This window comes from Citrobacter sp. Igbk 14 (assembly GCF_028069825.1).
In the GTDB taxonomy this organism is placed as follows: domain Bacteria; phylum Pseudomonadota; class Gammaproteobacteria; order Enterobacterales; family Enterobacteriaceae; genus Citrobacter.
On the sequence record NZ_JANEWM010000054.1, the window covers coordinates 1 to 12,673 of the forward strand.

The window sequence follows — 12,673 nt, forward strand, 5'->3', positions numbered from 1 at the left end:
GTAATATATAAAGTGTTTTATTGGCTGTGTCGATGGTTATTATAAATAGCCCCGATGAATATCTCGGGGCTATTTACTATCAGGCAACCTGTACCGGAATGGCTTTCGCGGTGCGCTTCATTTCGTTGTCGCCTTCAAAATAAGCCACTTTCGGGCGCCATGTACGGGCTTCCTCATCAGACATAGTGACAAAGCTGGCGATAATCACAATGTCACCGACATCTGCACAGTGTGCAGCCGCACCGTTCACCGAGATGATTTTGGAGCCGCGTTCAGCCGCAATCGCATAGGTTGAGAAACGTTTCCCATTCGTCACGTTCCAGATATCAATGGCTTCGTTTTCCAGAATACCGGAGGCATCAAGGAAATCCTGGTCGATGGCGCAGGAGCCTTCGTAATGCAGGTCCGCCTGCGTGACTTTTACGCGGTGGAGCTTGCCTTGCAGCATGGTGCGAATCATAACGTCTATACCCTGTCGTTTACCTTGGCTAAGCAGGCGCAACTGGCCTGCTTTGAGAAATTTCTCAGGCAGTATTGCCCGATTTTTAACCCCTGTCTACTGGGCTAATGTAACGCTTTGATTATCGATCAGCCGTGCCTGGCCCAGCCATGCGGCGACCAGAATCACTGCCCGCTTGCTGTTTTCAGTCAGTTCCAGCAGTGTGTCGGCATCACGGATCTGAATATCGTCGGCGCGGAAACCTTTTTCATTCAGCTCCTGCGCGGCAATAGCAATAATCTCTTCCAGATCGCGCTCGCCAGCCTGTAATTTTTCGCCAATGCGGCTCATCACTTTGTACAAGCCGGGAGCGATTTTACGCTGCTCTGCCGTCAGATATCCGTTACGTGAGCTAAGGGCTAAGCCGTCTTTGGCACGAATAATAGGCACACCGACGATCTCAATGTCATAACCCATATCCGCAACCATTTTGCGGATCAATGCTAACTGCTGGAAATCTTTTTCACCAAAGCAAGCAACATCCGGCTGGATCAGGTTGAACAGTTTGCTGACGATGGTCGAAACGCCACGGAAGTGACCCGGACGGCTGGCGCCTTCCAGCATGGTAGAGAGGCCGGGAACATCAACGTACGTCTGGCCTTCCAGCCCCTGTGGGTAGATTTCCTCAACGGCTGGAGCAAAGACATAATCGACTTTGCGTTTGTTCAGCTTTTCACAGTCTTCCTGCAGCGTGCGCGGATAGCGCACCAGATCTTCCGGTCGGTCGAATTGCATTGGGTTGACGAAAATGCTGACGATGACCACATCGGCCTGGGCTTTTGCTTCATCGACCAGCTTCATGTGGCCGTCGTGTAGATTGCCCATGGTGGGAACCAGCGCCACACGTTTACCTTCCTGACGCAGACGGCGAATATGCTGGCGCAGCAGCGGCAGGGTTTCAATAATTAGCACACCTTGACTCCTTTAGTTGCCTGAGGGTCTGTAGGCCAGAGAAGCCGTTTGCGCCGCCATCCGGCAACGTGCGCCGAACCGCCTGATGGCGCTACGCTTATCAGGCCTACATCTCGTCAGAAAATTTAGTGGAAGCTATGTTCTTCGCCCGGGTAAACGCCGGATTCCACTTCAGCAATATACTGCCGCACCGCAGCGCGCATGTCGCCCGCTTCGGCAAGGAAATTTTTCGCGAATTTTGGAATATGACCGCCGGTAATGCCAAACGCATCGTGCATCACTAAAATCTGACCGTCGGTGACGTTGCCCGCGCCGATGCCGATCACCGGAATGGATAGCGCTTCGGTGATGCGTTTTGCCAGTTCAACGGGAACGCATTCCAGTACCAGCAGTTGAGCGCCAGCCGCTTCCAGTGCCAGTGCGTCGTCAAGTAGCGTTTGCCCGGCATCACCACGGCCTTGCACCTTATAGCCGCCAAAAATGTTGACTGACTGCGGGGTCAGACCCAGATGACCGCAAACCGGAACCGCGCGTTCAGTCAGCATTCTCACCGTATCGACCAGCCATGCACCGCCTTCAATCTTGACCATATTGGCACCCGCGCGCATCACAACCGCCGCGTTTGCAAAGGTTTGTTCTGGCGTAGCGTAGGCCATAAACGGGAGATCGGAAAGCAGCAGGCAGTTGGGTGCCCCGCGACGCACAGTGCGAGTATGGTAGGCAATATCGTCAACAGTGACCGGCAGGGTAGAGTCATGACCCTGAATCGTCATCCCCAGGGAATCACCCACCAGCATCACATTGATACCTTCGTCGGCAAAGAGTTTCGCGAAGCTGTAGTCGTAGGCCGTAATCGTCGCGAAGCGTTTCTTCTCTTGCTTGTATTTTTGCAGCAATGAGATTGTTGTCGGTTTCATAACATATCCTGATGGTGAAAGTCATATTTAACGGCATTCTAGCAGTCACATTCAGGGGGGCAATTGATTTAAGCAATCGTTTGGCGCGAAAGCAGTAAACGCTAAAGGGGAAGGATTACTTTACCAGTGTGCAGGTTTTGCCGCACCGAGTTGGGAGAGGTGTTGATGCAGGCGGGTTCCGTCCGGGAAGGTCAGTTCAGGGGCGATTTCAAAAAGTGGCCACAGCATAAAGCCGCGGTTTTTCATATCGTAGTGCGGTACGGTCAGACGTTCGGTGTTAATCACTTCATCACCAAACAGCATGATGTCGAGGTCCAGCGTACGCGGGCCCCAGCGTTCAGCTTTACGTACGCGACCCTGCTGTAGCTCAATGCGTTGGGTGTGATCCAACAATTCTTCTGGTGCGAGGGTGGTATCCAGCGCCACGGCGGCGTTCAGATAGTCGGGCTGATCCTGTGGGCCTAATGGCGGGGTACGATAAAACGAAGAAATCGCGACAATACGGCTGTCAGGTATTTCGCCGATCGCTTGCACGGCAGCATTCACCTGCTCCAGTGGAGAAGCTAAATTACTGCCGATGGCGATATATACCCGTCGTCTTTCAAGCTGCATCTGTGTCACCGCCTTGATGCGACTCGAAATTTGTAGGGTATACGTGATGGGTCATGCGGAACCTTCACGGCGCGGCGCGCGTTTACGCGGGCGACGATGGCGACGACGTTCTGGTTCTTCATCAAGCTCGTTCAGCATGCCTTTTTGCTCAGGCGGAGCCGACACCTGGAATTCACCCCACCACTGCGCCAGACGCTGCAGTTCGGCGTTATTTTCCACTTCGGCACGCAGCGCCAACAAGTCGTAGGCTGCGCGGAATTTTGGATGCTCCATCAGCTTCCAGGCGCGCTTACCCTGACGACGGGACATGCGTAACTGAAGCTGCCAGATATCACGGGTGAGCGACGTCAGGCGTTTCGGGATAGCCAGTGAACGACAGGCTTCATCCAGCACGTCATTCATTGCCAGCGCGAAGGCGTCGTAATAGGCCAGACCGCTTTCCTGGGCAATTTTCTGCGCGGTTTCCAGTAACGGGTACCAGAACATCGCCGCAAACAAGAAGGCCGGGTTCACGCGCATATCATTGTGGATACGGGTGTCGGTATTCTTTAGTACCTGGGCAATGATGCGTTCCATCGCGCTGTCACCGTCTTCGGTGAAATAGCGGGTGATGGTTGGGAACAGCGGCTGGAACAGGCTGTACTCACGCAGTTTTTTATAGGTTTCATAACCGTAGCCTGCCTGTAACAGCTTGAGCGCTTCTTCAAACAGGCGTGCAGGAGGAATATCGTTCAGCAGTGTTGCCAGGCGTGGGATCGGCTCTGCGGTTTCCGGGCTGATACGCATATCAAGCTTGGCTGCAAAGCGTACCGCGCGCAGCATACGCACGGGATCTTCGCGATAGCGCGTTTCCGGATTACCAATCAGACGGATGATGCCGTCTTCCAGATCCTGCATTCCACCCACGTAATCACGAACGGTGAAATCAGCCACGCTATAGTAGAGGCTGTTGATGGTGAAATCGCGGCGTTGGGCATCTTCTTCGATGGAACCGAAGATGTTGTCGCGCAACAGCATTCCGTTTTGCCCACGCTGTGACGTTGCACGATCGGCTTCGCTGCCTTCATGATGACCACGAAAAGTCGCGACTTCGATAATTTCCGGGCCAAACATGACGTGAGCCAGACGGAAACGACGCCCAACCAGACGGCAGTTGCGAAACAACTTCCGTACCTGATCCGGTGTCGCGTTAGTGGTGACATCAAAGTCTTTCGGTTTTTTGCCCAGCAAAAGGTCGCGCACGCCACCGCCAACCAGCCATGCCTCGTATCCAGCCTTATTAAGCCTGTACATTACCTTCAGGGCATTTTCACTGATATCTTTGCGGGAGATAGAGTGCTGCTCACGCGGGATTACCGTCATATGCGGACGGGCGACGGCAAGCTCGGCCTCGCGCTCCTCGCGGCTTAGCACCTTGCGGCAAAAATTAGCGACTCGGGTAAAAATAGTGCACCTCGGTAGTGTCAAACTTCAGTCAGAACAAGTGTTGCTGTGTAAAAATCGCGGCTAATCATAGCTCAGCATGAGTCATTTGAGAATGCCGGATTTACATTCACTGAACCCGGCACAGTCGAAAGCGTCCAATTTTGCACCGCAGTTTGCAGTAATTCTTCCACACTCAGCGCTTGCCACGGTATTGCAGTGCTCTGACCGAGGAAACGCAACGCCTTGATGAGAATCGGGCGTGGATCGCCTTGCGGCAGGGCAGGCGCATGATTCTGCTTAGAAAGTTTAGCGCCTTGCTCGTTGAGCGCCAACGGCAGATGAATATAGTCCGGTACTTGCCAGCCGAACTGCTGATACAACGAAATTTGGCGTACAGTAGGTTCGATGAGATCTGCACCGCGTACAATCTCAGTTACCCCCTGGAAGTGGTCATCAACCACCACCGCAAGGTTATATGCAAACAGTCCGTCGCGTCGGTGGATAATAAAGTCTTCCCGAGCAAGCTCTGGGGCGGCGTGAATATTGCCGCGCAGCAGGTCGTTAAAGTGTAAGACGGGATGCAGTTGCTTAATGCGTACCGCTGCATTTTCCGGCCCGTGGCGTAACGCGCGGCAATGACCGTCGTAAATCCCGCCAACACGCTGAATACGGGCGCGTGTACAGGTGCAGTAGTAGCTTAAATCTTGCTGTTGTAACCAGACCAGTGCCTCACGGTAGGCGTCATGGCGCTGCGACTGCCACATGATTTCGCCATCCCAGTGCAGCCCGTAATGTTCCAGCTGACGCAGAATCGTCTCTGCAGCACCGGGAACTTCACGAGGGGGATCGATATCTTCAATTCGTACCCGCCAGATTCCACGTTGTGCACGGGCCTGCAGATAACTGCCGAGGGCGGCTACCAGGGAACCAAAATGCAGTTCACCGGAAGGTGAAGGGGCAAAACGGCCAATATAGGGTTTGTCTGTCATGTCGATGGATAATATAAAAGAATAAGGCGGGAGAAACTCCCGCCCAGGTATTGTCGGATTAGCGTAATGCTATCCGGCATGCAACAGCCTACGGGATTAACCCGCCATCTGTTTTTCGCGAATTTCTGCCAGCGTTTTGCAGTCGATGCACAGATCGGCTGTTGGACGGGCTTCCAGACGACGAATACCAATTTCTACGCCGCATGATTCGCAGTAGCCGAAATCTTCGTCTTCTACTTTCTTCAGCGTCTTCTCGATCTTTTTGATCAGTTTGCGCTCACGGTCACGGTTACGCAGCTCAAGGCTGAATTCTTCTTCCTGTGCGGCACGGTCAACCGGATCAGGGAAGTTAGCCGCTTCGTCCTGCATATGAGTCACAGTGCGATCGACTTCATCCCTGAGTTGATTACGCCATGCTTCAAGAATACGCCTGAAGTGCGACAGCTGGGCTTCGTTCATATACTCTTCGCCCGGTTTCTCCTGGTACGGCTCCACCCCAGCGATGGCGAGAATACTCAGGGACGATGTTTTACGGTTTTGCCCTTCTTGCATGTTGCTTCTCCTTAACACGCACTATCGATCCCCATGTTCGGGGGAAAAATCAGGTCGCTATAAATAGCAGATGCTTTTCCGGATAGCAATTATCTATACGTAACACTTGACAACCCTGTGAGGAAAAGCGTATTTGCGCACGCGGCCAGAATACTAATTAACCCGTTGTTCACACCATTATAAGGCAATGGGCAACGGTTCTTTAAGAGTCATACCATGGGCAGAAAGTTCCGCTTTATAAACCAGAATTTCGACCCCCTTTAGCTGTGCTTCGACTAATAACTGCGCATATTTTGCATCGATATGGCGCGCGGGTGAAAACCGTGTAATGGCTGAATGTAGTACCGCGAAAAATATGACTGCACGTTTACCTTCAGCCGCTACGCTCATCAATTCCCGAAGATGTTTCTGACCTCGTTCAGTGATGGCATCGGGAAAATAACCATACTCTTTTTCCGCCAACGTGACTGATTTTACTTCAATATAGCAGTCAGTCCGGGAATCTGCCTGTAACAAAAAATCAATACGACTGCCTTCTGCGCCGTATTTTACTTCACTTTTCAACACACTGTAGCCAGAAAGCTCCGCAATGAGTTCATTCTGAATCGCCTCTTTCGTTAAGCGATTGGCCCATAGCGTGTTAACACAAATAAAAGCATCAGATCCGGTTTGCGTTAATTCCCATGTATGTGGATATTTCCGTTTAGTATTTTCTGATGTTGAATACCAGACGGTATCACCAGGGGTTGCGCATCCGGTCATTGCTCCGGTATTTGGGCAGTGTAGCGTCAAGGTTGTGCCATCAGGTGTGATCACATCCGCTAAAAAACGTTTATAGCGCTGAATTAGCGTAGCGCGTTGTAAAGGGGGAGAAAATTGCATGAATAATACCCTTGATTACTTGCTCAGCGCCCAGCGTTGCAAGGTTGAGTAGCGAGTGCGTCCTCGCTCAAATGACGAGGCGTAAAGCGCAAACTCCGTAACCGGAAATGACCAGCAAAAACCGGGGGGCGGGATGGCGACTGCATGGCTGGCATCGCGCAAGAGCGTGATATGCGGGTGAAAGGGCTGCGGGCTTTGGTAGCATCCGCTGCGTGCGGCCTGTGCTCGCAGCATGTTGGCCAGTTGCAATAGCCCACGTGGCGGCTGGCGCATTCCCAGCCATACCACCCGCGAACGCAGCCATTGCCCTGCATCGTCCAGCCTGAGCGTAAACGACGGCTGGCGAATGCGTCCGGCCAGCTGTGATAGCGCCTGCTGTTTCTCCGCACTGACATCCCCTAAAAAAGCCAGCGTCAGGTGCAGATTGTCCGCGGCGACAGGGCGGCCCGCTTCCGGTGGAAATTGTGCGGCTCGCCAGTGGATGAGCTGCTCCCGAACCTCAGTAGGCAATTCAATGGCAAAGAACAGCCGTTTTGGCTCAGACATGATGGATACTCGGTTATGAATTAACGCGATGCTACAATGCAGCGCGAAGAATGTTAACCCTCTGGAGTCATTTGTGACGTCGTTGCCCGTTGCCGCCATAGTGCCTGAACTGCTTACTGCCCTTGATGCCTCACCGCAGGTCCTGCTGACCGCGCCGACGGGGGCCGGGAAATCGACCTGGCTGCCGCTGCAGTTTCTGAAGCATCAGGGGATTTCGGGGCGCATTATCCTGCTGGAACCGCGTCGTCTGGCGGCTCGCAATGTGGCACAACGACTGGCGGAGTCGCTAAACGAAAAGCCCGGCGAAACCGTGGGTTACCGCATGCGCGCGCAAAGCTGCATTGGGCCGCAAACCCGGCTTGAAGTGGTCACAGAAGGTGTGCTCACGCGCATGATCCAACGCGATCCAGAATTGCAGGGTGTTGGTCTGGTGATCCTTGATGAATTTCACGAGCGCAGCCTGCAGGCGGATCTGGCACTGGCGCTCCTGTTGGACGTGCAGCAAGGCCTGCGGGATGATTTAAAACTGCTGATTATGTCAGCCACACTGGACAACGGGCGTTTACAACAGCTGTTGCCTGAAGCGCCTACCCTTGTTTCCGAAGGACGTGCGTTTCCTGTTGAACGGCGCTACCAGCCCCTGGCGACGCATTTACGTTTTGACGAAGCGGTTGCCATTGCCACCGCGGAGTTGCTGCGTAACGAGAGTGGCTCGTTGCTGCTATTTTTACCCGGCGTGGGGGAGATCCTGCGTGTGCAGGAGCAATTGGCAGGCCGCGTGGGCAGCGATATCCTGCTGTGCCCGCTGTATGGCGCATTATCGCTGACCGAGCAGCGACAGGCCATTTTGCCTGCTCCAGCGGGGCGACGTAAAGTCGTGCTGGCAACCAATATTGCTGAAACCAGCTTAACCATTGAAGGTATCCGTCTGGTGGTGGACTGCGCTCAGGAGCGTGTGGCGCGTTTTGATGCACGCACGGGATTGACGCGACTGATTACCCAACGTATTAGCCAGGCCTCAATGACCCAACGTGCAGGGCGAGCAGGCCGTCTGGAACCCGGTATTTGTCTGCATCTGCTGGCCAAAGAGCAGGCAGAAAGGGCTGCGCCGCAAGGCGAGCCGGAAATCGTACAAAGCGACCTGTCCGGCCTGCTGATGGAACTGTTGCAATGGGGATGCACCGATCCCGCACAGTTAAGCTGGCTGGATAGGCCGCCAGTCGTAAATATGCAGGCGGCAACGCGTTTGTTACAGATGCTGGGCGCACTGGAGGGGGACAGACTCAGTGCCACCGGACAAAAAATGGCGGCACTGGGCAACGATCCCCGCTTAGCAGCAATGCTAGTCAGTGCTAACAATGACGACGAAGCGGCAACGGCAGCAAAGCTGGCGGCAATTCTGGAAGAACCACCGCGCGGTGGGAGTACCGATCTGGCAACAGCGTTTTCACGCCACCAGCCCGCCTGGCAACTGCGTAGCCAGCAGCTACTGAAGCGCCTGAATGTGCGTGGAGGCCAGCCTGATAGCGAACGGTTAGCACCTTTACTGGCGCAGGCGTTTGCCGATCGTATTGCCCGGCGTCGTGGTCAGGAAGGGCGATATCAACTGGCGAACGGGATGGGGGCAATGCTGGATGCTGATGATGCATCGGCGCGCCATGAGTGGCTCATCGCGCCGCTGTTGCTACAGGGTAGTGCCTCGCCGGATGCTCGTATTTTGCTGTCTTTGCCGCTGGATATCGACAGATTAATACAGACGTGTCCTGAGCTGCTGCGACAGTCAGATACCATCGAATGGGATGAAACCCAGGGGACGCTGAAAGCGCTGCGCCGAATGCGCATTGGTCAACTGACAGTTAAAGTACAGCCGCTGGCTAAACCTTCGGAAGACGAGTTGCATCAGGCCATGTTGAACGGAATTCGCGATAAAGGCCTAAGTGTGCTCAACTGGACGCCTGAGGCTGAACAGTTTCGGTTGCGTCTGCAATGCGCGGCAAACTGGTTGCCGGAGTACGGTTGGCCTGCTGTCGATGATGCCTCGCTGCTGTCGACGCTGGAGAGCTGGCTATTGCCGCATATGAGCGGTGTGCACTCTTTACGCGCACTCAAAGCATTAAATGTGGCTCAGGCATTGCGCGGTTTACTGGACTGGTCAATGCTGCAACGTCTGGAGAGTTCGCTGCCGGCGCATTACACTGTGCCGACGGGAAGCCGGATAGCCATTCGCTATCACGAGGATAATCCCCCGGTGTTGGCGGTCAGGATGCAGGAAATGTTTGGCGAAGCGAATACGCCAACCATCGCCGAGGGGCGTGTGCCGTTGGTGCTGGAACTGCTTTCTCCGGCCCAGCGACCGCTGCAGGTCACAAGCGATCTGAGCGCGTTCTGGAAAGGGTCGTACCGTGAGGTACAAAAAGAGATGAAAGGGCGTTATCCCAAGCACGTCTGGCCGGACGATCCGGCGAATACCGCGCCAACGCGGCGGACGAAGAAGTATTCGTAATGCAACTGTAGGCCGGATAAGGCGTTTTACGCCGCCATCCGGCATAAATACAGCAGAAAATTGAGAGATTTCTTCTTCTGTCGCAGGACGGAAGAACAGAGAATCGGGCCCTTGCGCCTGAATGTTGCGGAGAAAAAGCATGGCGGGGAATGACCGCGAGCCAATTGGACGTAAAGGGAAACCGTCACGTCCGGCGAAACAAAAGGTGAGCCGTCGTCAACTCAGAGATGACGAGTATGACGACGATTATGATGATGATGACTATGAGGATGAAGAACCGATGCCGCATAAGGGTAAAGGCAAAGGGCGTAAGCCTCGTGGTAAGCGTGGCTGGTTCTGGCTGCTGGTAAAACTGTCGATCGTCTTTTTGGTGCTGATCGCGATATATGGCGTGTACCTGGACCAAAAAATTCGCAGCCGTATCGATGGCAAAGTCTGGCAACTGCCCGCGGCTGTTTATGGCCGGATGGTTAACCTTGAGCCAGAAATGCCCATCGGCAAGAACGAGATGGTGAAACTGCTGGAGGCGACACAGTACCGTCAGGTGACGAAAATGACGCGCCCTGGCGAATTCACCGTGCAGGCGAAGAGCATTGAGATGATCCGCCGTCCGTTTGACTTCCCGGACAGTAAAGAAGGGCAGGTGCGTGCGCGTCTGACCTTTGATGGCGATCATCTGGACACCATCGAGAATATGGATAACAACCGCCAGTTCGGTTTCTTCCGTCTCGATCCGCGTTTGATCACCATGCTCTCTTCCCCTAACGGTGAGCAGCGTCTGTTCGTTCCGCGCAGCGGCTTCCCGGATTTGTTGGTCGATACGCTGCTGGCGACCGAAGACCGCCATTTCTACGAGCACGACGGTATCAGCCTCTATTCCATCGGACGTGCAGTGCTGGCGAACCTGACGGCTGGTCGTACGGTGCAGGGGGCCAGTACGTTGACTCAACAGTTGGTCAAAAACCTGTTCCTGTCCAGCGAGCGCTCGTACTGGCGTAAAGCGAACGAAGCCTACATGGCGCTGATCATGGATGCGCGCTACAGCAAAGACCGCATTCTTGAACTGTATATGAACGAGGTGTACCTCGGTCAGAGCGGTGATAACGAGATCCGTGGCTTCCCGCTGGCGAGCCTGTATTATTTTGGTCGCCCGGTAGAGGAGTTGAGTCTTGACCAGCAGGCGCTGTTGGTGGGGATGGTGAAAGGTGCGTCAATCTACAACCCATGGCGTAATCCGAAGCTGGCGCTGGAACGTCGTAATCTGGTGCTGCGTCTGCTGCAACAGCAGCAGATTATCGATCAGGATCTGTATGACATGCTGAGTGCGCGCCCGTTAGGCGTGCAGCCGCGTGGCGGAGTGATTTCACCACAGCCAGCGTTTATGCAGATGGTTCGCCAGGAGCTACAGGCAAAGCTGGGCGATAAAGTCAAAGATCTCTCCGGTGTGAAAATTTTCACCACCTTTGATTCCGTGGCGCAGGATGCGGCAGAAAAAGCGGCGGTGGAAGGCATTCCGGTGCTGAAGAAACAACGTAAGCTGAGCGATCTGGAAACCGCGATTGTGGTCGTTGACCGCTTTAGCGGTGAGGTTCGTGCTATGGTCGGTGGCGCTGAGCCGCAGTTTGCGGGCTATAACCGCGCGATGCAGGCCCGTCGTTCCATCGGTTCTCTGGCAAAACCGGCAACCTATCTGACGGCGCTGAGCCAGCCGAAGCTGTATCGCCTGAATACCTGGATAGCCGATGCGCCGATTGCGCTGCGCCAGCCGAACGGCCAGGTGTGGTCACCGCAGAACGATGACCGTCGCTATAGCGAAAGCGGTAAAGTGATGCTGGTGGATGCGTTAACGCGATCAATGAACGTCCCGACTGTCAATCTGGGGATGGCGCTGGGTCTGCCTGCAGTAACCGACACCTGGACGAAGCTGGGCGCACCGAAAGATCAGCTCAATCCGGTTCCGGCGATGCTGCTGGGGGCGTTGAACCTGACGCCAATTGAAGTGGCGCAGGCGTTCCAGACCATCGCCAGTGGGGGTAACCGTGCGCCATTATCAGCACTGCGTTCGGTCATTGCTGAAGATGGGACCGTGCTGTATCAAAGCTTCCCGCAGGCAGAGCGCGCCGTTCCGGCGCAGGCGGCCTATATGACGCTGTGGACGATGCAACAGGTGGTTCAACGCGGTACGGGTCGTCAATTGGGCGCGAAGTACCCAGGCCTCCATCTGGCAGGTAAAACCGGGACCACCAACAACAACGTGGATACCTGGTTTGCCGGTATCGATGGCAGCCAGGTGACGATTACCTGGGTAGGCCGCGATAACAACCAGCCAACCAAGTTGTACGGTGCAAGCGGCGCGATGTCGATTTATCAGCGTTATCTGGCGAACCAGACACCAACACCGCTGGTGCTGACGCCGCCGGAAGATATTGTTGATATGGGCGTCGATTACGACGGTAACTTCGTGTGCAGTGGCGGTATGCGTACGCTGCCAGTGTGGACTACCGATCCGGACTCGTTGTGTCAGCAAGGTGAGATGCAGCAGCAGTCAGGTAATCCGTTCGATCAATCAACGCAGTCGCAGCCTCAACAGCAGCAGCAACAACAGCCGCCGCAGCAGGAGAAGAAAGACAGCGACGGCGTCGCAGGCTGGATCAAAGATATGTTTGGCAGTAACTAATACCTACCAATATCTACCTAAAAACCCGCTCCGGCGGGTTTTTCTTTTGGCGTCATTCGGTTTTGTTTTGCCTGATGGCGCTGCGCTTATCAGGCCTACGGAATTTGAGCAGCATGCCGCTATCCGGTACGTCTTCTGTTAAAACATTTCAGCCTAATT

11 protein-coding genes are annotated in these 12,673 nt (G+C 54.5%); 2 read left to right on the top strand and 9 right to left on the bottom strand.

All coding sequences use genetic code 11. The features are described 5' to 3' along the window. Positions 1-79 precede the first annotated feature (79 nt). From panD to thpR, 9 genes are all read right to left on the bottom strand, one after another. On the bottom strand, positions 80-460 hold the full coding sequence (panD, locus tag NNN64_RS18005) for an aspartate 1-decarboxylase (protein WP_137383694.1): 381 nt from the start codon (positions 458-460) through the stop codon (positions 80-82). 96 nt (positions 461-556) lie between these two features. Further along, on the bottom strand, positions 557-1,411 hold the full coding sequence (gene panC, locus NNN64_RS18010) for a pantoate--beta-alanine ligase (RefSeq protein WP_271442269.1): 855 nt from the start codon (positions 1,409-1,411) through the stop codon (positions 557-559). Between the two features lie 125 nt (positions 1,412-1,536). Then, positions 1,537-2,328, bottom strand: a complete 792-nt coding sequence (gene panB, locus NNN64_RS18015) for a 3-methyl-2-oxobutanoate hydroxymethyltransferase (protein ID WP_137383692.1) — start codon at positions 2,326-2,328, stop codon at positions 1,537-1,539. 120 nt (positions 2,329-2,448) lie between these two features. Continuing rightward, the gene (gene folK, locus NNN64_RS18020; protein ID WP_271442270.1) at positions 2,449-2,940 is read right to left on the bottom strand and encodes a 2-amino-4-hydroxy-6-hydroxymethyldihydropteridine diphosphokinase; all 492 of its coding nucleotides are present in this window, start codon (positions 2,938-2,940) and stop codon (positions 2,449-2,451) included. Positions 2,941-2,991: 51 nt separating this feature from the next. After that, positions 2,992-4,386 carry a polynucleotide adenylyltransferase PcnB gene (gene pcnB, locus NNN64_RS18025; RefSeq protein ID WP_212734722.1) on the bottom strand — a complete coding sequence of 465 codons (1,395 nt, stop codon included), beginning with the start codon at positions 4,384-4,386 and terminating at the stop codon, positions 2,992-2,994. Positions 4,387-4,457: 71 nt separating this feature from the next. Next, positions 4,458-5,354: a tRNA glutamyl-Q(34) synthetase GluQRS gene (gene gluQRS, locus NNN64_RS18030; RefSeq protein WP_271442271.1), complete on the bottom strand. Its 897-nt coding sequence runs from the start codon at positions 5,352-5,354 to the stop codon at positions 4,458-4,460. Between the two features lie 96 nt (positions 5,355-5,450). Beyond that, positions 5,451-5,906, bottom strand: coding sequence for an RNA polymerase-binding protein DksA (gene dksA / locus NNN64_RS18035; protein ID WP_003829221.1), 456 nt, complete (start codon positions 5,904-5,906; stop codon positions 5,451-5,453). A gap of 177 nt (positions 5,907-6,083) precedes the next feature. After that, on the bottom strand, positions 6,084-6,788 hold the full coding sequence (sfsA, locus tag NNN64_RS18040) for a DNA/RNA nuclease SfsA (RefSeq protein WP_271442272.1): 705 nt from the start codon (positions 6,786-6,788) through the stop codon (positions 6,084-6,086). Positions 6,789-6,803: 15 nt separating this feature from the next. Continuing rightward, a complete protein-coding gene (gene thpR / locus NNN64_RS18045; RefSeq protein ID WP_271442273.1) occupies positions 6,804-7,334 on the bottom strand; it encodes an RNA 2',3'-cyclic phosphodiesterase in 531 nt (176 codons plus the stop codon). Positions 7,335-7,407: 73 nt separating this feature from the next. Between thpR and hrpB the strand changes: the two genes are divergently transcribed. Both hrpB and mrcB read left to right on the top strand, forming a co-directional pair. Next, positions 7,408-9,837: an ATP-dependent helicase HrpB gene (hrpB, locus tag NNN64_RS18050; RefSeq protein WP_271442274.1), complete on the top strand. Its 2,430-nt coding sequence runs from the start codon at positions 7,408-7,410 to the stop codon at positions 9,835-9,837. Between the two features lie 139 nt (positions 9,838-9,976). Continuing rightward, on the top strand, positions 9,977-12,514 hold the full coding sequence (gene mrcB / locus NNN64_RS18055; RefSeq protein ID WP_271442275.1) for a bifunctional glycosyl transferase/transpeptidase: 2,538 nt from the start codon (positions 9,977-9,979) through the stop codon (positions 12,512-12,514). The last annotated feature ends 159 nt before the right edge of the window (positions 12,515-12,673 follow it).

Bases quoted from the DNA above. Each gene is read 5' to 3' on its own strand.
- folK (WP_271442270.1), bottom strand. From the start codon at position 2,940: ATGCAGCTTGAAAGACGACGGGTATATATCGCCATCGGCAGTAATTTA.
- thpR (WP_271442273.1), bottom strand. From the start codon at position 7,334: ATGTCTGAGCCAAAACGGCTGTTCTTTGCCATTGAATTGCCTACTGAG.
- gluQRS (WP_271442271.1), bottom strand. From the start codon at position 5,354: ATGACAGACAAACCCTATATTGGCCGTTTTGCCCCTTCACCTTCCGGT.
- panB (WP_137383692.1), bottom strand. From the start codon at position 2,328: ATGAAACCGACAACAATCTCATTGCTGCAAAAATACAAGCAAGAGAAG.
- dksA (WP_003829221.1), bottom strand. From the start codon at position 5,906: ATGCAAGAAGGGCAAAACCGTAAAACATCGTCCCTGAGTATTCTCGCC.
- sfsA (WP_271442272.1), bottom strand. From the start codon at position 6,788: ATGCAATTTTCTCCCCCTTTACAACGCGCTACGCTAATTCAGCGCTAT.
- panD (WP_137383694.1), bottom strand. From the start codon at position 460: ATGATTCGCACCATGCTGCAAGGCAAGCTCCACCGCGTAAAAGTCACG.
- mrcB (WP_271442275.1), top strand. From the start codon at position 9,977: ATGGCGGGGAATGACCGCGAGCCAATTGGACGTAAAGGGAAACCGTCA.